The sequence below is a fragment of the Luteimonas terrae genome (assembly GCF_031457535.1).
GTDB classification, from domain to species: Bacteria; Pseudomonadota; Gammaproteobacteria; order Xanthomonadales; family Xanthomonadaceae; genus Luteimonas; species Luteimonas terrae_A.
In genome coordinates this window covers 52,152-71,273 of record NZ_JAVDWO010000013.1, presented here as the reverse complement: position 1 = coordinate 71,273, position 19,122 = coordinate 52,152, and the positions used below count along the sequence as shown (strand labels likewise).

Below are 19,122 nucleotides of genomic sequence, written 5' to 3'. Positions count from 1 at the left end.
TAGCGCAGCTGCCGCGGCGCGGACGCTGCGCCGCAGCAGCGGGCGACAGCCGGCGCCCGGCTCGCCGATAATCGGGCGATGTCCTCGACGCCATCCCCCATTTGCCCGCCGGCGCAGCCGTCCGAACGGGCATTGCTGCAGCGCTTGATCGCCGGCCCGGTGTCGGGCGATACGCTGGCCCGCGAATCCGGTCAGACCCGGGCCGCGGTGTGGAAGCGGATCGGCCTGCTGCGTGAGGCGGGCGTGCCCATCGTCGCGCGGCCCGGCTTGGGCTATACGCTCGCGCAGCCGCTGGCGCTGCTCGATGCCGACACGATTCTCGACGCGCTCAGTGCGGCGGATCGCGCGCGCATGGCTTCACTGGAGATCGCCTGGAGCATCGATTCAACCAACGCCGAGCTGCTGCGCCGGCCGATGCCAGGCGCGAATGCCGAAGTGTTGCTGGCCGAGCGCCAGACCGGCGGTCGCGGCCGTCGCGGGCGCAGCTGGCAGTCACCGCTGGCGGCGCACCTGTACCTGTCGCTGCAGCGCGGCTTCGACGGCGGCCTCGCGCGACTGGGCGGGTTGAGCCTGGTCGCGGGCGTGGCCGCGGTTGAGGCCCTGCGCGCGCTGGGCATCGAGGCCGTGCGCCTGAAATGGCCCAACGATCTGGTGGTCGTCGATGCGGCGGGCCTGCGCAAGCTCGGCGGCATTCTCGTCGAGGGCGGCGGCGAGCACGCAGGGCCGGTCCGCGCGGTACTCGGCATCGGCGTCAATGTGCGCATGCCCGCGCCGCAGGCCGCCATGATCGACCAGCCATGGACCGATCTGGCGACGTGTTGCGCCGACGCGCCACCCACGCGTGATGCGCTTGCCGCGGCATTGCTGGCGGCGTGGCTGCAGGCACTGGACCTGTTCGACCAGGAAGGCCTCGCGCCGTTCCGGTCGCGGTACGCGCATATCGATGCGCTCGATGGCGCGGCGGTGGACATCCATACCGGCACCGAAACATTGCGCGGCATCGCCGCGGGCATCGAGGACGACGGCGCGCTGCGCGTCCGCGTGGATGGCGTGCTGCGCGCCTTCCATGCGGGCGAAGTCAGCGTACGCAGGGAGGGGACCGCATGAGCACCTGGCTGTTCGATCTGGGCAATACCCGGCTGAAGTTCGCGCCGCTCGATGGCGATGGCCGCATCGGGGCCGTGCAGGGCACCGCCCATGTCGAGGGTGGTTTCGATCCCGAATGGCTCGAGCAGTTGCCCGCGCGTATCGATGTCGCCATCGTCGCCAGCGTCGCGTCGCCGGCGCTGCGGATGATCCTTCTCGACGCATTGGCCGCACGTGGTGCACAGGTGCAGCTGGCGTATACCTTGCCCACGCTCGACGGCCTGACCATTGCCTACGCCGATCCGTCGCGCCTGGGTGTCGACCGTTTTCTCGCATTGCTGTCCGCGCACGCCGATGGCGCGCCGGCGCTCGTGGTCGGCGTCGGCACCGCCTTGACCGTCGATCTGATCGATGGCGGCGGGCGCCATCTCGGCGGCCGGATCGCGCCGTCACCAACGCTGATGCGGGAGGCCTTGCACCGGCGCGTGGCCCAGCTTGCGCCGAGTGGTGGTGCATACGCGGAATTCGCTGACGACACCGACGACGCGCTGGTGTCGGGCTGCGAAGGCGCCGCCCTGGGCCTGATCGAGCGCAGCCTGCTGGCAGCGACCGCGCGGATTGGCACCCGGCCACGGCTGTTGCTGCACGGGGGCGGCGGAGACGCTCTGCGCAACCGAGTGCCCGACGCGCAATGGCGCGCGGATCTGGTGCTGCACGGCCTTGCGCGCTGGCACCGCGCCAGTGCCGGTATCGCCTCACCGGAAGGTTAGGAGCATTCCATGCTGCTGCGCGCGACCGTTGTCCTGCTGGTGATCCTCAACTTCGGGGCTGCGGCTTGGTGGGCCTTGCGTGGCGAACCGGGCGATGCCGCCGCGCTGGTCGATCCAGGGCCGTCGACGCTGCAGCTGGTCGGCGAAGCCTCTGCAGAGGACGGCGCGACGCCCGCGGGCGCCGAGCCCGCCGCGAACGTGTCCGACGCGGCCCTTGCGTCTGCCGGAGTGGACGATGTGGACGAAGACGCTGGCGCCGGGATTGCGATGCGCGCGGCCGAGCCCGCGCAATGCGTCACCTTGGGACCATTCGCCGACGCCGAGACGCGCGACGCGGCCCTGGCGCAGCTCTCGCCGACGGTCGTTCGCGCCACCGCGCGCGATGTGGGTGAAACGCCGCGTGGCTGGCGCGTCTGGATGGCGCCGCTGGCCGATCGCGCCGCGGCCGATGCGATGGTCGTGCGCTTGCTCGCATCCGGCTTCAACGATTACTACGTCATCGCCGATGGCGCCGAGGCCCACGGCATCGCGCTCGGTCGTTTCGGCAGCGAGGCGTCGGCCCGCGCGCGCGCGCAGGCCCTGCGCGCGGCTGGTTTCGAGGCCGAGGCCGCGCCGCTCGGCAGCACGCTCACACGCCACTGGATCGACGTGACGCTGGCCGAAGGCGATACCGGTGAGGCCCTGCGGTCCCGCATTGGCGCCGCGCGCGTCGAGACGAGAGACTGCAACGCGCAACGGGTTGCAGGTTAGAATTCCGCCGCGGCCCAGCCGCATGCCATGCCGGCATAGCTCAGTTGGTAGAGCAACCGCCTTGTAAGCGGTAGGTCCCCAGTTCGAATCCGGGTGCCGGCACCAGTTCCGATGTCGTTCCGCGTGCGCCCGCGCCTGCCCGGCGCCTCCCCACGGCCACCCCGGCGTCGATGCCATACCCAGCCGTCGCCGCCTGTGCGATGGCTGCGCATTCGCTCAGGAGAGGTCATGCAGCAGACGAATTCCCAGGTGTCGATCTTCGGCGTGCCCACCGATGTGGGGGCCGGTCGTCGTGGCGCTTCGATGGGCCCCGAGGGCCTGCGTGTTGCGGGCCTGGTGGAAGCGCTGATCGCGCGCGGCGTGGATGTCGACGACCTCGGCGACCTCAAGGGCCCGAAAAACCCGTGGACCGGACCGCACGAGGGCTACCGCCATCTCGACGAAGTGGTCGCATGGAACCGCGCCGTGCTCGAGGCGTCCAGCGCGGAGCTCGCGCGCGGGCGCATGCCGATCATGCTCGGCGGTGACCACTGTCTGGCGATCGGTTCGATCGCCGCGGTCGCCAACCACTGTCGCGCGACGGAACGCAAGCTGCGCGTGCTGTGGCTCGACGCGCACACCGACTTCAATACCTCGCAGATCACCCCGTCGGGCAACGTGCACGGCATGCCGGTGGCCTGCCTGTGCGGCATCGGCCCGGATGCGTTGACCGGCCTCGGCGGAGTGTCGCCGTCAATGCAGGTCGCGCAGTTCCGCCAGATCGGTATCCGCTCGGTCGATCCCGACGAGAAGCGCCTGGTCAAGGAGCACGGGCTCGACATCTACGACATGCGCTACATCGACGAGGTCGGCATGCGCCGCGTGGTCGAGGAGGCGCTGGATGGCCTCGACGAGGACACCCATCTGCACGTGAGTTTCGATGTCGATGTGCTCGACCCCACCATCGCACCCGGCACGGGCACGCCGGTGCCGGGGGGCATCAACTATCGCGAGGCGCAGCTGGTGATGGAAATGATCGCCGACAGCGGACGCCTGGGTTCGCTGGACATCGTCGAGGTCAATACCGCGCTCGATCAGGGCAATACGACCGCCGAGCTGGCGGTAGACCTGGTGGAAAGCCTGTTCGGCAAGTCCACCTTGATGCGTGACTGAATCCAGGTCCTTCACGTTACGCGCGCATCATTGAACGCGCGGGGCAGGCGTTCTGATGGATGCACACGGCTTTCACGGCGCAGGTTCCTATAGTCGCGCCATGGTTGCGGAAGTCCGCAGCTGTTCGCAACGAAACCGGAATCCCTGGAGAATCCCATGAAGCGTTTGACCGCACTGATGCTGCTCGCCATGTTCACCGTTGGCACCCTGTCCGCCTGCAACACCATGAAGGGTGCGGGTCAGGACGTGCAGAAGGTGGGCGAGAAGGTGGAAGACAGCGCCAATAACACTGGCGGCACCACCACGCGTCCCTGATCCACGCAGTCCATCGCACGAAGAAGGCCGGCATTGCCGGCCTTTTTTATGCGTGTCTTCCTGATTTCAAGACCGGTTCGGGCGCTCGCCTGCTCAGCGACGTGACGATGCGGCTCACGAATCCTCGACCCGGGGTTGATGGAGTCGATGCGAATGTGGTGACGCGACACGGGAACCGCACGCGCCATGCGCCCATGTTGCATCCACCCGAAGAACAGGATCGATCGCCATGAACAAAGACATCATTGCCGGCAAGTGGACCCAGGTGAAGGGCAAGGCGCAGGCCAAGTGGGGCGACCTGACCGACGACGTGTTCGATGTCGCGGCCGGTGACAGCAAGTACCTCGCAGGAAAGTTGCAGGAAAAGTACGGCTGGGAGCAGGACCGCGCCGAGCGCGAGGTCAAGGAGTTCGAGAAGTCGCTCGACGGCTGACGACAGGCGGCTGCGTCACCCGCACTATTTCAGTTTCACTGACATCAAACGGACTGGCCTTCGCCGGTCCGTTTGCTTTTCGCAGTGTCGATTGAGATCAGCATCATGGATCCGGCACGAACCCGCCCGGGAAGGCGTCGGGACGACGCGCCTGGGCCCACGCCCGATGCGGGGGCAGGATGCCGCGCGACACCAAGGCATCGACGCTGTCGTAGCGCAGCGTCGTCACCTGCACGGGGCTGCGTGTGGCGCGTTCGAAGGCGGTCGACGATACCGGCGCCCATTCGCGGGCGCCGTGGCCGGTGCCGATGCTCTGGCGCTCGGCTTGCATGTTCGAATTCGCGGACTGGGGCGACATCGCGTCGGAGGCAGGTGCTGCGCGTCCACGCGCAGCCGGCGCAGGTGGCGATGCAGGTGCCGGATAGGGCGGCCGTGACACGGCAATCGGGGGAGGCGGCGCGCGCTCGCCGAACACGGCGATGCCGATCGTGCCGACGTTGTCCGGCCGTCCGGTGCGCGCAGCGTAACTGTCGCCGAGCGCGGCGAATTCGAAGCGCGCGACGTCGTCATGCGACTTGCGCCAGCCGGTGATTTCAGTCGTCTGCCACGGCGCGAGTACGTAGCCGGTCTGCGACGGCGCGGCCGTCTCGCCGCTGATCGCATTGATGCCGTCGACCGACAGCACCACCAGCACGCGGCTGCCGGTCGTGTTGGTCAGGCGGATCGCGTACGGCGCGCCGGGCGTTCCGGCGATCCAGTCGTCGCCGCGATGCGGCACGACATGCGCCGCGCTGCCGGTATCACGGTCGATGACCGCCATACGGACGCGCTCGGCGGCCTTGTGGGCGCGGGCGGCGTGGGCCGTGGGTAGCGCCAACAGGCTGCCCAGCAGCAGCCAGGCGGTGGCAGAGCGGAAAGAACGGGATGCGTGCATGGCGGGTCTCTCGCAGGTGGTGTCATGACGAACGGCCCGCGTCACCAATGGGGTTACGGCCGGCCGCGCGCTGGGCAGCGGTTAGACTGGCGCCCTGTTTTCCGCAGCCTGTCGCCCATGTCCCAGCGTCCCCAGCGCGTCCTCACCGGCATCACCACGTCCGGCACGCCGCACCTCGGCAATTACGTCGGTGCCGTGCGTCCGGCGATCGCCGCCAGCCGCGCGCCGAACACCGAGAGCTTCTATTTCCTCGCCGACCTGCACAGCCTGATCAAGGCGCAGGACCCGGTACGCACCCAGCGCTCGACGCTGGAGATCGCGGCGACGTGGCTCGCGGCCGGGCTCGATCCGGCCAAGGTGTGGTTCTACCGCCAGAGCGACGTGCCGGAGACGACCGAGCTGATGTGGCTGCTGACCTGCGTGGCCGGCAAGGGCATCCTCAACCGTGCGCATGCGTACAAGGCCGCGGTCGACAGGAACCGCGCCGACGGCGAGGACGACGATGCCGCGGTCACCGCCGGCCTCTTCATGTACCCGGTGCTGATGGCCGCCGACATCCTGATCTTCAATGCCGACCGCGTGCCGGTGGGCCGCGACCAGATCCAGCACATCGAGATGGCGCGCGATTTCGCCCAGCGCTTCAATCACGTCTACGGCCGCGACTGGTTCAACCTGCCGGAAGCCGCGATCGACGACAACGTGGCGACGTTGCCGGGCCTCGACGGCCGCAAGATGAGCAAGAGCTACGACAACACCATTCCATTGTTCGTGCCGCAGGCGCAGCTCAAGAAACTGGTGTTCTCGATCCTGACCGATTCGAAGATGCCCGGCGAAGCGAAGTCGACCGACGGGTCGGCGCTGTTCCAGCTCTACCAGGCATTCGCGACCCCGGACGAGACCGCGGGTTTCGCCGCGGCCTTCAGTGAAGGCATCGGCTGGGGCGATGCCAAGCAGCAGCTGTTCGATGTCGTCGAGCGCGAGATCGCGCCGATGCGCGAACGCTACGAGGCCCTGATCGCGAAGCCGGGCGACATCGAAGACACCCTGCGCGACGGCGGCCAGCGCCTGCGCGAGCGCTACGCCATTCCGCTGCTGCGCGAACTGCGCGATGCGGTGGGCCTGCGCGATCTGGGCAAGGTGGCGGTCGCGACCGGGGACACCGCAGACATCGCGCCCGCCGTGCGGCCGCTGGCGGTGTTCAAGCAGTACCGCGAACCGGACGGCAAGTTCTACTTCAAGCTTGTCGACGGCGAACGCGTGCTGCTGCAGAGCCATGCATTCGATGTGCCGCGCGATGCGGGCCAGACGATCGCACGCCTGCGCAATGGCGAACTTGCGCTCGCCGATGCGCCGGCGTCGCCGGGTGAGGGCGTCGAAGCCACCACGGTGCAGGCGGCGCTCGATGCGCTCGCTGCCGCGGATGCCGAGAAGGCCGCCTCGTGAGCCCGGCCGTTGCCCAGAATCTGGCGCTGCTGCTGTTTCTGCCGTGGTTCCTGATCCTCGGTGTGTTGTTCTGGGTGTATCCGCGCCAGCCGCGCGGCGCGCGGCGGGTCGTATTCGATCTCGTCAGCCTGGCGGCGTCGGTGATCGCGTTCCTGCTGTCGATCCACTGGGCACACGCGGTCGCCGACCGCGACCACGGCTCGATGTGGGCGCAGATTCTCGCCACCGCCGTGGGCTACGGCGTGTTTCTCGCGGTGCTCGGCGCCGCATTCGCGCTGCGCACGCGCGCGCTGCGATCGCGCGGCTGAGTGGCTTCGACCCAGGCCGGATCAAGCGTCGACACCGCGCGCCCTAGACTGTCGGTTCTGTCCAACGGGAGACGCGCGATGCAGGATCATGCGATCACGATCATCGACACCGGCTACGTCCGCCCCGGTCTGTGCGCGGCCTACCTCGTCGAATCCGGCGGCCGCGCGGCGTTGATCGACTGCGGTACCGCGACCTGCGCGCAGACGGTACTCGCTGCGATCGATGCGGCCGGCGTCCCACGTGACGTGGTCGACTGGCTGATGGTCACGCACGTGCATCTCGATCACGCCGGCGCAGCGGGCCCGCTGATTCGCGCGCTGCCGAACGCGCAGCTGGTCGTGCATCCGCGCGGCGCGCCGCACATGATCGATCCCACGCGCCTGATCGCCGGCGCGAAAGCAGTCTATGGCGAGGCGATGTTCGAGCGCGACCACGCCGGCATGCTGCCGGTCGCCGAGGACCGCGTGGTCATCGCCGACGATGGACATATCGTCGAACTCGCCGGTCGTCCGCTGCTGTGCATCGACACACCGGGCCACGCGCTGCATCACTACAGCGTCTGGGACGCGGCGACGCGCAGCTGGTTCGCCGGCGATACCTTCGGTCTGTCGTACCGCGAGCTCGACACCGCGAACGGCGCGTTCGCGTTGCCGACGACCTCGCCGGTGCAGTTCGATCCCGACCAGATGCACGCGTCGATCGAGAGGTTACTCGCGAAGTCGCCCGAGTCGATCCGGATCGCGCATTACGGCGAGGTCACCGAGTGCACGCGGCTCGCGGCCGATCTGCACACGCAGATCGACGCGATGGTTGGAATCGCCCGCGATGCGCACGGCCACGCCGATCGCCACGACCGCATCGTCGACGGCCTGACGCGGCTCTACACCACGCGCGCCGTCGCGCACGGCATCCAAGATGCAGATGCCCGTGTGCAGGCGATCCTCGGTGGTGACATCGCGATCAACGCGCAGGGCCTCGGCGTCTGGCTGGACCGGCAGGTGCGCGCCGGCTGAGGTCGCCCGTCAGTCCCAGGTGTTGAGGTGCGACCCCATCGGCGTGCGCTGCGGGCGCACGATGCAGAAGCGATGTCCGCTTGGCGCCTGCATGACCCACCAGGTGCGCACCTGCTCGACGCGCACGGCGCCGAGTGCTTCCAGTCGCGCGACTTCGGCGTCGATATCGTCGGTCTCGATGTCGAGATGGATACCCGAGGCGTGGTCGACCTTCTGCAGCATCAGCACCGGCTCGTCGTCGGCGGTGTCGAGCGTCGCGTAGCGCCCGTCATCGTCATCGGGCGGCAGCGGCTTGACCGGCTTGCCGAGCGCCTGGCGCCAGAATTCGACGTGCGGCGCGAGATCCTCGACCTCACAGTCGAGTACGAATGTGGAGAGACGGCTGCGGTGCGGCATCTTCGATCCTCCGGTGTGAATGCACCGGAGGATCGCGCGCCGACGGCGCAATCGATGTGATCAGGGCAGCGGCGGCTGACCCAGATCGGCGAACAGCAGGTTCTGCGCCTTGCGTGCGTTCGCGCGCGGCACCTTGGCGACGATGCCGGGGTGCGACAACGCCAGGTTGCCCTTCAGCACCAGCGCGTCGACATGCACGTAGCTGCGTGTGGTGTAGCGATCACCATCGCGGTCCACTTCGAAGCGCATCGGCGCGGTCAGAAAGTTGACGCCTTTCTGATAGATGCGGCGGCGCCCGTCATCGCTGCGCAGCTTGTAGCCGTTCGCGGATGCCCATGCATCGATGCGGGCCAGCACATCGCCCTCGGCGTTGAACGTCCGCTCGTCCCAGGGGTTGTTCGCACTCTTCGCCCGGTTTGCGGTGAAGACCAGTGCACCAAATCCAATCAGACCACCCATTACCGCCCAGCCAATGATCGACATCGCGCCGCCTTTGTATTTATGAATGGGCGCGGAGTCTAATACGGACTTTGTTAAGAAATGTTGCGGCGCGTCACCGAACTGCATCCGGATACCCTCAGGCGTCGCTGCCGCGCCCCGGTCCGACATGCGTACGCACTTCGAACAACTCCGGGAAAAAAGTCAGTTCCAGTGCCTGTTTGAGGAAGCCGACGCCGCTTGAGCCGCCGGTGCCGCGCTTGAAGCCGATGATGCGCATCACCGTGCGCATGTGCCGGAAACGCCACAGCTGGAACTGGGTTTCCAGATCCACCAGGTCCTCGCACAGCGCGTATTCGCGCCAATAACGGTCGGTGTCTTCGTAGATCGATTCGAACACCGGCACCAGCGTGCCATCGAAGGTATGCGGCTGGCGCCAGTCGCGCTGCAGGTGCCGCGGATCGACCGGATGCCCCCAGCGGGCGAGATAGCACAGGAACTCGTCATAGAGGCCGGGCGCGTCGAGCACGCTCTGCAGTGCCGCTTGGCCATCGGGGTCATGCGCGAACACATCCAGCATCGCCGCGTTCTTGTTGCCAAGCAGGAACTCGACTGTGCGGTACTGCAGCGACTGGAAACCGGACGAGGGGCCGAGTACGTCGCGGAATTCCATGTATTCGGCCGGCGTCATCGTCTCCAGCACCGACCACTGCTCGGTCAGCTGCCGCAACACCTGCTTGCAGCGCGCCAGCACCTTGCGGCAGCGCCAGACCTCGTCGCGCCGCAGGTGGCCGATCGCCGCTGACAGCTCGTGGATCATCAGCTTGAGCCACAGCTCCGAGACCTGGTGCTGGACGACGAACAGCATCTCGTCGTGGTGCGGCGGCTGCGACAGTGGCTGCTGCGCGGCCAGCAGCAGGTCCAGGCGCAGGTAGCCGCCGTAGGTGATGCGGCCGGAGAGGTCGCGATGGATGCCGTCTTCGAGAGGGCGCTGGTTGCGTTCGATCGTCATCGGCGCAGATTACCGCAGCGTCGGATGGGCTGACGCGTTGTGACCGGAAGTGCCGGTCTGCGTCATGCAATCGACATTGATCAGGGGCACAATCGGGTCCGAGGCGCTGTCGCCGGGGACTCCATGGGGATTCACGCATGACTCGAACCACCCGCCGGCTGCTGTCGGCCTTGCTGCTGTGTTGCGGTGCGGGCGCCGCGCAGGCAGATGTCGTTGTCAGCCAGGCCTATGGCGGCGGCGGCAATAGCGGCGCGCCCTACAACGCGGACTTCGTCGAGCTGTTCAACACCGGCGATCTGCCGGTCTCGCTCGGTGGCAAGTCGGTGCAGTACGCCAGCGCCAGCGGCACTGGCAACTTCGGCTCGGGCGCGGGCCAGATCGTGGTCCTGCCGGATGTCGAGATTCCTGCCGGTGGCTACTTCCTCGTCGGCCTGGCCGGCGGCGCGACCGGCGGTCCGCTGCCGACGCCCGATGCCAGCGGCACGATCAACATGTCCGGTACCGCCGGCAAGATCGCTCTGGCTGAGACCACGACCAGCCTGGGCTGCAACGGCGGCAGCACCGCCTGCACACCGGCGCAGCAGGCGCTGATCCTCGACCTGGTCGGATTCGGCAGCGCGAACTTCTTTGAAGGCAGCGCGCCTGCACCGGCGCCGAGCAACAGCACGTCGATCCTGCGCGCCGGTGACGGCTGCACGGACACCAATGACAATGCCGCCGACTTCGCGACCGGCGTACCGGCGCCGCGCAACGCCGCCAGCATTCCAAACATCTGCAGCGGTGGCGGGACGCTGTATCTGAGCATCACCGACGCCAGCGGCGCCGAGGGTGACAGCGGCACCACACCGTTCTTCGTGACGGTAACGCTGAACCAGCCGGCCGGCCCCGAGGGCGTCAGCTTCACCTACACGACCGCCGACGGCACCGCGACCGTCGCCGATACTGACTACATCGCGCGCTCGGGCACGATCAGCTTCGCCGAGGGCGAGCGCGAACTGACCCTGAGCGTTGATGTCGTCGGCGATGAGACCGTCGAGCCCGACGAGATTTTCTACATCAACCTCAGCGAGGTGTCGGGCGCGGAAGTGGCGAAGGCCCAGGCCATCGTCACGATCATCAACGACGACGTGACCACGCTGCCGATCCACGCGATCCAGGGCAGCGGCGAACGCTCGCCGGTCGACGGCCAGCCGGTCGCGACCACGGGCATCGTCACCGGCCGCAAGAACAACGGCTTCTTCATCCAGACGCCGGATGGCGAGGACGATGGCAATCCGGCGACATCGGAAGGCCTGTTCGTGTTCACCAGCAGCCCGCCGTCGGCCGATGTCGTGGTCGGCAACAAGGTGCTGGTGCAGGGCACGGTGACCGAATACGTGCCGGCCGCCGATCCACTGCAGTTGCCGCTGACCCAGATCACCAATGCCTCGGTGGTCAAGCTGTCGGAAGGCCATCCGCTGCCGGCCGCGATCGCACTGACCAACGACATGCCCAATGCCACCGGCGGCCTCGGCCAGCTGGAACATCTGGAAGGCATGCGCGTCACCGCGCCGAGCTTCACCGTCGTCGCGCCGACCACGGGCAACACCAACGAAGCGCAGGCGACCGGCAGCAGCAATGGCCGCTTCGCCGTCGTCGTCACCGGCACGGCGCGTCCGTTCCGCGAGCCGGGCATCCAGATTCCGGATCCCGATCCGCTGGGCAGCAGCGCGCCGAACATCCCGCGTTGGGATTACAACCCCGAACTGATCGCGGTCAACAGCGCCACGATCGGTGCACCGACTGCCGATCTCGCGGCCGGTTGCCGCATCACCGACGGGTCGTTGGCCGGCCCGCTCGACTACACCTTCCGCCGCTACACGATCTATCCGGAAGCCGCGCTCACCAGTGACTGCACGGGCGCCGGCGAACCGCGTCCATCGATGCTGCCGGGTCCCGACCATGTGACCTTCGCGACCTACAACCTGCAGCGCTTCTTCGACACGGTGAACGATGCCAACAGCGGTCCGACGCTGACTGCCGAGGCGCTCGAACGTCGTCTGTCGAAGGCGTCGATCGGCATCCGTGCGTACCTGCACACGCCGGACGTCGTCGGCGTCACCGAGGTGGAGAACCTGCCGGTGCTGCAGACGCTCGCCAACCGCATCAACGCCGATGCGATCGCCGCTGGCCAGCCGGATCCGGCCTATGTCGCGTATCTGGAAGAAGGCTTCGACGTGGGCGGCATCGATGTCGGCTTCCTGGTCAAGACCGGGTCGGTCGGCAGCGTCGCCCGCATCGCGGTGAGCGCGGTCGAGCAGGTCGGCACCGAGGAAGTGCTGACCAATCCGAACGGTTCGACCAGCGTGCTCAACGACCGTCCGCCGCTGGTGCTCAATGCAACGGCCCACTTCACTGACGGCCGCAGCTATCCGTTCACCGCGATCGTCGTGCACCAGCGCTCGCTGAGTGGCATCGAGTCCGATGACGCGGGCAGCAACGGCTGGGCCACCGGCGGCCAGCGTGTGCGCGACAAGCGTCAGAAGCAGGCCGACTATCTGGCCACGCTGATCGACGACATGCAGAAGGACGATGCGACGCGCCAGATCGTAGTGCTCGGCGATTTCAACGCCTTCGAGTTCAACGACGGCTACGTCGACGCGATGGGCACGGTCACTGGACTGCCGTCGCCCGATGGCGAAACCGCGGTCGACAACGATGGCGCGGTACTGATCGCACCGTCGCTGCTCAACATGACCCTGGAGGCGTCTGCTGACGAGCGCTACTCCTTCGTCTTCGATTACCAGGCGCAGTCGCTCGACCATGTGCTGGTGAACCAGGCGCTGGTCGATTCGCCGATGGTCGTCGGTCTCGACATCAGCCACGCCCGTATCAATGCCGACTTCCCCGAAGTCGCGCGCAACGATGCCGCCACGCCGACGCGTCTGTCCGATCACGATCCAACGGTGTTGCTGGTGCGCCTGCAGCCCGCGACCGTCGCTGATCTGGGCATCACGGTCGAGGCCGCGAATGCGGAAGTGTTCGCGGGCAACGCACTCGAGTTCACTGCGACGCTGGTCAACGCCGGTCCGGATGCCGCGCAGTTCCCGGGCTTCGGCGCGGTGCTGGATGCCGAACTCGACGACCTGCTGGTCACGCCGCCCGCCGACTGGAGCTGCGATGCGCCGGCACTGGCTGATGGCAAGACCACGCTGTCGTGCAGCAGCGAGACGCTGGCGAACGCGGCGCAGGCGGTGTTCGCCCTGTCGGCCGTCGCGCCTGAGGCGCTGATCGACGAGACCGTGACGCTGACGGTCGCGGCGACCTCGCAGACGCAGGACCCGGATGCGGCCAACGACAGCGCCGTCGCAGCGGTATCCATCGTCGAGGATCCGGCAACGGCCGCGCAGCCGCTGGTCAATGGCGTGCAGGTCGGTGGCATCGAGGGTGCCGCGGGCGAATCGCGCCTGTTCCGGATCGACGTGCCCGCGGGTGCGCGCAACCTGCGCATCCTCACCGCCGGTGGTACCGGTGACGTGTCGCTGTATGCGAGTCACGACGTGTTGCCGACGGTCGATGCCTGGCAGTTGCGTTCGCAGCGTCCCGGCAACAACGAGACGGTGACGCTCGTGGCGCCGCAGGCGGGTACGTGGTATGTGCGCGTCGTCGGCGAGCGCGCCTTCGGTCGCCTGACGGTGCGGGCCAGCTACACGCCCTGATCATTGGCGCGGATCGACGCAAAACCCCGGCCACGTGCCGGGGTTTTGCGTTGGAAGGTCTCCAGCCGGCGCGGCGACACGCGAAGCCGGGCTGCTAGGATGCCGGGTCGCATGCCAGCAGGGGAGTCCGCCGAATGAGCCAGCCCAGTCCCGAGATCGCCGCGCCGCGCGGTGTCGTCGCCCGTTTCCTTGACGCCGTCGAACGGGTCGGCAACAAGCTGCCGGATCCGGCGGTGTTGTTCCTCGGCCTGATGCTGGTGGTCTGGGTGGTGTCGGCGCTGCTGGCGAATGTCAGCTTCGCCGAGATCGATCCGCGCAGCGGCGATCCGATCCAGATCCGCAACCTGCTTGCGGGCACCAGCTTCACCACCTTCATGGCGGACATGGTCCGCACCTTCGTGACGTTCGCGCCGCTGGGTGTGGTGCTGGTCGCGATGCTCGGCCTGGGCGTCGCCGAGCACACCGGCTTCATCAATGCGGCATTGCGCGCGGTGCTGTCGGTGACGCCGAAGATGCTGCTCACGCCGATGTTGATCGCGGTCGGCGTCTTCAGCCACGTCGCGGTGGACGCCGGCTACGTGCTGGTGATCCCGCTGGGCGCGGTGATCTTCTACGCCGCCGGGCGGCATCCGCTGGCCGGTATCGCCGCCGCGTTCGCCGGTGTGTCGGGCGGGTTCTCGGCGACCTTCATTCCGTCGAGTCTCGACCCGCTGCTTGCGGGCCTGACCCAGGAAGCGGCCAACCTGATCGATCCGGCCGTGGTGGTGAATCCGCTCAACAACTACTACTTCACCACCGCATCGACCGCGCTGGTCGTGCTGGTGGGCTGGTTCCTGACCGATCGCATCATCGAGCCGCGCCTGCGCGGTACCCCGGTGGACGGCGACGCCAGCGACATGCCGACGATGGAAACCCTGACCGCGCCCGAGCGTCGTGGCCTGTGGCTGGCGGTGCTGGCGATGGTGGCGGTTGCCGTGGCTGTCGCGGTCACCGCGATGGGGGTCGATTCGGCGTGGCGCGCGCCGGCTGACGCGCCGTCGGGCGCTGGCGAACTGCTGGTCGCCACCGCCCCGCTGATGCAGTCCATCGTGCCGCTGATCTTCATCCTGTTCGTGGTGCCCGGCATCGTCTACGGCTACGCGTCCGGCGTGGTCAAGAGCCACCGCGACATCATCGCAGGCATGAGCAAGGCGATGAGCGGCATGGGCTACTACATCGTCATGGCGTTCTTCGCCGCGCAGTTCATCTATGCCTTCGGCCAGAGCAACCTCGGCGCGCTGCTGGCAATCAAGGGTGCGAACGGCCTGCAGGCACTGGGCCTGCCCACCGGCGTGACCCTGGTCGGCATCGTGCTGCTGTCGGGCTTCGTCAACCTGCTGGTGGGTTCGGCCTCGGCCAAGTGGGCGCTGATCGGCGCGATCATGGTGCCGATGCTGATGCAGTTGGGCATCTCGCCGGACCTCACCCAGGCGGCGTATCGCGTCGGCGATTCGAGCACCAACATCATCACCCCGCTGCTGCCGTATTTCCCGTTGATCGTGGTGTTCTGCCAGCGCTACGTGAAGGCAAGCGGCATCGGCACGCTGCTGGCACTGATGCTGCCGTTCTCGATCACGCTGCTGATCGTGTGGTCGGCGTTCCTACTCGGCTTCTGGGCCTTGGGCATTCCGCTCGGGGTGGGCGCGAGCTATGTCTACCCGGTGGGCTGAATGCGCGGATGACATTGCTGGGCCGACGTGTTGCGACGCGCGTCGGCCTGCAAGGGTGGCAATGGTCACTTTCCATGTGGTCCGGGCGCCGCTAAGTTAGCGCGTCGCCCGGGCCAGGCCCGGGGCACTCGATCAACGTCAGGAGTCGCCCTACGTGTCAATGAATCCGTACGCCGCCGAGGAACAGAAAACCATCCTCGGGCATCCGCGCGGCCTGTTCGTGCTGTTCTTCGCCGAAATGTGGGAGCGGTTCTCCTACTACGGCATGCGCGCGCTGCTGATCTTCTATCTCGTGCAGCACTGGATGTACTCGGATTCCGAGGCGTCGGTGATCTACGGCGCGTACACCGCGCTGGTCTATATCGCACCGGTCGTCGGTGGCTATCTGGCCGACCGGTACCTGGGGCAACGCAAAGCGGTGGTCTTCGGCGCGGTGTTGCTCACCTTCGGTCATTTCCTGATGGCATTCGAAGGCGACGGCGGCCAGTCCGCGGCCGAGATCAACATCTTCTGGCTGGCGCTGGCCTTCATCATCGTGGGCTCGGGCTTCCTCAAGGCCAACATCTCGGTGATGGTCGGCCAGCTGTACCCGCGGACCGACATCCGTCGCGATCCGGCGTACACGATTTTCTACATGGGCATCAATCTGGGCGCCGCGCTGGGCTCCTTGATCGCCGGCTACCTGGGCCAGACCTACGGCTGGGCCTGGGGCTTCGGCGCCGCGGGCGTCGGCATGTTGCTGGGCCTGGTCGTGTTCGTGCTCGGCAAGCCGCTGCTGATGGGCCGCGGCGAGTCGAAGATGCCCGAGCGCCTGGCGGCGCCGGTCATGGGCATCCGTTTCGAATGGCTGCTGTATGTGCTCGGCGTGCTCGCGGTCGGCGTGGTCTGGTTCCTGATCCAGTATCAGAAGCTCGTCGGTGGCCTACTGATGGGCACCGGCGCGCTGCTGATCGGCTATGTGCTGTACACGGCCGTGTTCAAGCTCGAGCGCGAGGCGCGCAATCGCATCTTCGCGGCGCTGATCCTGATCATCGGTTCGATCCTGTTCTGGGCGCTGTTCGAACAGGCCGGCGCGTCGCTGAACCTGTTCACCGACCGCTCGGTTGACCGCCACATCTTCGGCTGGGAAGTCCCGGCGTCGATGTTCCAGTCGCTGAACTCGATCTACATCATCCTGCTCGCACCGGTGTTCGCGATGCTGTGGCTGTGGCTCGGTCGCCGCGGCTGGGAGCCGTCGACACCGCTGAAGTTCGCGCTGGCCGTGATCCAGGTCGGTCTGGGCTTTCTGGTGCTGGTCTGGGGCGCCAACAGCGCAGGCCCCGATGGCATGACCCCCGTGCTCTTCATCTTCCTGATCTACCTGATCCACACCATGGGCGAGCTGTGCCTGTCGCCGGTCGGTCTGTCGGCGATGAACCGCTTGGCGCCGGCGAATATGGCCAGCCTGATCATGGGCGCTTGGTTCTTCGCCTCGGCGACCGGCAACTTCGCCGCGGGCCTGATCTCGGCGGCGACTGGTGGCGAAGGCGCGGGTCCGGGACGTGTGCTCGAGGTCTACAGCAATGTGGGTTGGCTCGCGGTCGGGGTCGGCGTGGTGATGATCTTCATCGCGCCGCTGATCCGTCGCCTGATGCATCTCGACACGCTCCAGGACGACGAGCCCTCGCTCGCCGGCCAGGAGGTGATCGGCGAACCGATCGCGGCCGGCACCCGACTCGACGAGGAACGCCGCCCGTAAGCGGATGGATCTTCCGACACGAAAACAGCGCCCTCGGGCGCTGTTTTTTTTTATGGAGTCGCTGACGCAAACGTGTCGCGCAGCGTCAATCCTTCAGCGGGGCTTCGAGCTTGGCCATGATCGCTGCGAACGTCGCGCGCTCGGCCTCGTCCAGCGGTGCCAGCACGTTGCGCTGGTATTCGAGCGCCAGCGGCACGATGACGTCGTAAACCGCGTGGCCGGCTTCGCTGAGTTCGAGCACCGAACGGCGGCGGTCACTGTCGTGCATCTCGCGTTCGATCAGCGCGCGCTCGAGCAGGCGCGCGACCGCGCGACTCACCGCCACCTTGTCCATCGCCGTGCGCTCGGCCACGCCGTTCGCCGACAGGCCCGGATAGCGTCCCAGCACCGCGATTACCCGCCATTCGGTCACGCTGATCCCGAACCGCTCGCTGTAGATGTCGGCCAGTCCGCGGCTGATGCGGTTGGTCAGCACGCTCAGCCTGTAGGGCAGGAACTGCTCGAGATCGAGGCTGCGGTGACCGTGGCCTTCGTGGGCGTCGGCGGGATCGGTCGGAGCAGCAGGAGAGGACGCGGCTTGGGTCATGGTGCGATGCGCCTTGCAATTAGGTTGCATTCGTAACTATAAAGGACGATCTGAAACCGCGCCCGTTCCCGGCCGGCCCCATCGCCACGGAGTATCCCATGAGCGTTCACGCACACACCGCCCCCAATCTCGGCATGGAAGTGACCACGTTCGAGAACCCGATGGGCATCGACGGCTTCGAGTTCGTCGAGTTCGCCGCGCCTGCAGGCCAGGCGGATTTCATGCACGCCTATTTCCGCAACATGGGCTTCACCGCGGTGCTCAAGCACCGGTCGCGGGCGATCACCGTGTACCGGCAGGGCGGCGTGAATTTCCTGCTCAATGAAGACCCGGATTCCTTCGCGGCCGATTTCGCCAAGGCCCACGGTCCGTCCGCCTGCGGCTTCGCGATCCGCTTCAAGCAGCCCGCCGACGAGGTCTACGGCAAGGTGCTGGGCAATGGCGGCGAGCCGATCGGGCCGCGCGAATCGACCAAAGCCGTCGACGCCCCGGTGGTCAAGGGCATCGGCGACTGCATGCTGTATCTGGTCGACCGCTACGGCGCGTCGGGCTCGATCTACGGCGATGACTATGTCGCCATTGAAGGCGCCGATCAGAACCCCACCGGGTTCGGCCTGACCTTCATCGACCATCTCACGCACAACCTCTACTTCGGCAACATGCAGAAGTGGTCTGACTACTACGAGAAGCTGTTCAACTTCCGCGAGATCCGCTACTTCGACATCAAGGGCGCCAAGACCGGCCTGAAGTCGAAGGCGATGACCGCGCCGGATGGCGTCGTGCGCATTCCGCTCAACGAGTCCAACGATCCCAAGTCGCAGATCAACGAGTACCTCGATTCCTACAAGGGCGAGGGGATCCAGCACATCGCCTGTTTCACCGACGACATCTATGCGTCGATCGAGCAGATGCGCGAGAAGGGCATCGATTTCCTCGATACGCCGGAGACCTACTTCGACGTCATCGACCAGCGCATCCCCGAGCACAACGAGGATGTCGAGCGTCTGCGCCGCAACAAGATCCTGATCGACGCCGATCCGGAAACCAAGCAGCGCAAGCTGCTGCAGATCTTCACCAAGAACGCGTTCGGCCCGATCTTCTTCGAGATCATCCAGCGCAAGGGCAACGAGGGCTTCGGCGAAGGCAACTTCCAGGCGCTGTTCGAGAGCATCGAGCGCGACCAGATGCAGCGCGGCGTGCTCTGAAGACAACGACGCGTCGCACCCCGCGTCGATGAGGCGCGGGGCGACGCAGGCGGCAGGTCTGCAGCCGTCGTGCCTGCACACGCGGGCAGGCGCGGCACAACATTTTCCCGGGTGAAGTGATGAACGCATCGACCG

At 67.0% G+C, this 19,122-nt stretch carries 18 protein-coding genes and 1 tRNA gene; 14 read left to right on the top strand and 5 right to left on the bottom strand.

Annotated elements, in window-relative coordinates; genetic code table 11:
- Nucleotides 1-78: 78 nt before the first annotated feature.
- The 7 genes from birA (at nt 79) to J2W68_RS14655 (ending at nt 4,506) form a co-directional block, all read left to right on the top strand.
- A complete protein-coding gene (gene birA / locus J2W68_RS14685; protein ID WP_310237160.1) occupies nt 79-1,107 on the top strand; it encodes a bifunctional biotin--[acetyl-CoA-carboxylase] ligase/biotin operon repressor BirA in 1,029 nt (342 codons plus the stop codon).
- A complete protein-coding gene (locus tag J2W68_RS14680; protein ID WP_310237157.1) occupies nt 1,104-1,856 on the top strand; it encodes a type III pantothenate kinase in 753 nt (250 codons plus the stop codon). Before birA ends, J2W68_RS14680 begins: the two co-directional genes overlap by 4 nt.
- Nucleotides 1,857-1,865: 9 nt before the next feature.
- On the top strand, nt 1,866-2,606 hold the full coding sequence (locus J2W68_RS14675) for an SPOR domain-containing protein (RefSeq protein ID WP_310237155.1): 741 nt from the start codon (nt 1,866-1,868) through the stop codon (nt 2,604-2,606).
- 29 nt (nt 2,607-2,635) lie between these two features.
- Nucleotides 2,636-2,711 (top strand) — tRNA-Thr (locus tag J2W68_RS14670).
- 123 nt (nt 2,712-2,834) lie between these two features.
- Entirely contained in the window at nt 2,835-3,758 is a 924-nt protein-coding gene (rocF, locus tag J2W68_RS14665) for an arginase (protein WP_310237152.1), read from the top strand.
- Nucleotides 3,759-3,914: 156 nt separating this feature from the next.
- Nucleotides 3,915-4,073: an entericidin A/B family lipoprotein gene (locus J2W68_RS14660; protein WP_310237149.1), complete on the top strand. Its 159-nt coding sequence runs from the start codon at nt 3,915-3,917 to the stop codon at nt 4,071-4,073.
- 229 nt (nt 4,074-4,302) lie between these two features.
- Nucleotides 4,303-4,506 carry a CsbD family protein gene (locus J2W68_RS14655; RefSeq protein WP_310237146.1) on the top strand — a complete coding sequence of 68 codons (204 nt, stop codon included), beginning with the start codon at nt 4,303-4,305 and terminating at the stop codon, nt 4,504-4,506.
- 103 nt (nt 4,507-4,609) lie between these two features.
- Here the strand turns inward: J2W68_RS14655 and J2W68_RS14650 are convergent, their stop codons facing one another.
- A complete protein-coding gene (locus J2W68_RS14650) occupies nt 4,610-5,440 on the bottom strand; it encodes a hypothetical protein (protein ID WP_310237143.1) in 831 nt (276 codons plus the stop codon).
- A 24-nt stretch (nt 5,441-5,464) separates the two neighbouring features.
- Between J2W68_RS14650 and J2W68_RS14645 the strand changes: the two genes are divergently transcribed.
- From J2W68_RS14645 to J2W68_RS14635, 3 genes are all read left to right on the top strand, one after another.
- Nucleotides 5,465-6,883, top strand: a complete 1,419-nt coding sequence (locus J2W68_RS14645) for a tryptophan--tRNA ligase (RefSeq protein WP_310237141.1) — start codon at nt 5,465-5,467, stop codon at nt 6,881-6,883.
- Entirely contained in the window at nt 6,880-7,191 is a 312-nt protein-coding gene (locus tag J2W68_RS14640) for a hypothetical protein (protein ID WP_310237138.1), read from the top strand. The genes J2W68_RS14645 and J2W68_RS14640 overlap by 4 nt, the downstream gene beginning before the upstream one ends.
- Before the next feature lie 78 nt (nt 7,192-7,269).
- Nucleotides 7,270-8,205: an MBL fold metallo-hydrolase gene (locus tag J2W68_RS14635; RefSeq protein ID WP_310237136.1), complete on the top strand. Its 936-nt coding sequence runs from the start codon at nt 7,270-7,272 to the stop codon at nt 8,203-8,205.
- 9 nt (nt 8,206-8,214) lie between these two features.
- On the opposite strand, the gene J2W68_RS14630 is transcribed toward J2W68_RS14635, so the two are convergent.
- From J2W68_RS14630 to J2W68_RS14620, 3 genes are read right to left on the bottom strand one after another with little or no spacing between them, the layout of a single operon-like run.
- Entirely contained in the window at nt 8,215-8,601 is a 387-nt protein-coding gene (locus J2W68_RS14630) for a VOC family protein (RefSeq protein ID WP_310237133.1), read from the bottom strand.
- Nucleotides 8,602-8,661: 60 nt separating this feature from the next.
- Nucleotides 8,662-9,168 (bottom strand): hypothetical protein, encoded by a 507-nt coding sequence (locus tag J2W68_RS14625; RefSeq protein ID WP_310237130.1) that lies wholly within the window; start codon nt 9,166-9,168, stop codon nt 8,662-8,664.
- Nucleotides 9,169-9,178: 10 nt separating this feature from the next.
- Entirely contained in the window at nt 9,179-10,051 is an 873-nt protein-coding gene (locus tag J2W68_RS14620) for a tryptophan 2,3-dioxygenase (RefSeq protein WP_310237128.1), read from the bottom strand.
- 137 nt (nt 10,052-10,188) lie between these two features.
- Between J2W68_RS14620 and J2W68_RS14615 the strand changes: the two genes are divergently transcribed.
- The 3 genes from J2W68_RS14615 (at nt 10,189) to J2W68_RS14605 (ending at nt 17,196) form a co-directional block, all read left to right on the top strand.
- Nucleotides 10,189-13,749, top strand: coding sequence for a Calx-beta domain-containing protein (locus J2W68_RS14615; RefSeq protein ID WP_310237125.1), 3,561 nt, complete (start codon nt 10,189-10,191; stop codon nt 13,747-13,749).
- 134 nt (nt 13,750-13,883) lie between these two features.
- Nucleotides 13,884-15,458, top strand: a complete 1,575-nt coding sequence (locus tag J2W68_RS14610; RefSeq protein ID WP_310237122.1) for an AbgT family transporter — start codon at nt 13,884-13,886, stop codon at nt 15,456-15,458.
- 160 nt (nt 15,459-15,618) lie between these two features.
- Nucleotides 15,619-17,196 (top strand): peptide MFS transporter, encoded by a 1,578-nt coding sequence (locus J2W68_RS14605; protein ID WP_310237291.1) that lies wholly within the window; start codon nt 15,619-15,621, stop codon nt 17,194-17,196.
- Between the two features lie 85 nt (nt 17,197-17,281).
- On the opposite strand, the gene J2W68_RS14600 is transcribed toward J2W68_RS14605, so the two are convergent.
- The gene (locus tag J2W68_RS14600) at nt 17,282-17,782 is read right to left on the bottom strand and encodes a MarR family winged helix-turn-helix transcriptional regulator (protein WP_310237120.1); all 501 of its coding nucleotides are present in this window, start codon (nt 17,780-17,782) and stop codon (nt 17,282-17,284) included.
- Between the two features lie 134 nt (nt 17,783-17,916).
- Between J2W68_RS14600 and hppD the strand changes: the two genes are divergently transcribed.
- Entirely contained in the window at nt 17,917-18,987 is a 1,071-nt protein-coding gene (hppD, locus tag J2W68_RS14595; protein ID WP_310237289.1) for a 4-hydroxyphenylpyruvate dioxygenase, read from the top strand.
- The last annotated feature ends 135 nt before the right edge of the window (nt 18,988-19,122 follow it).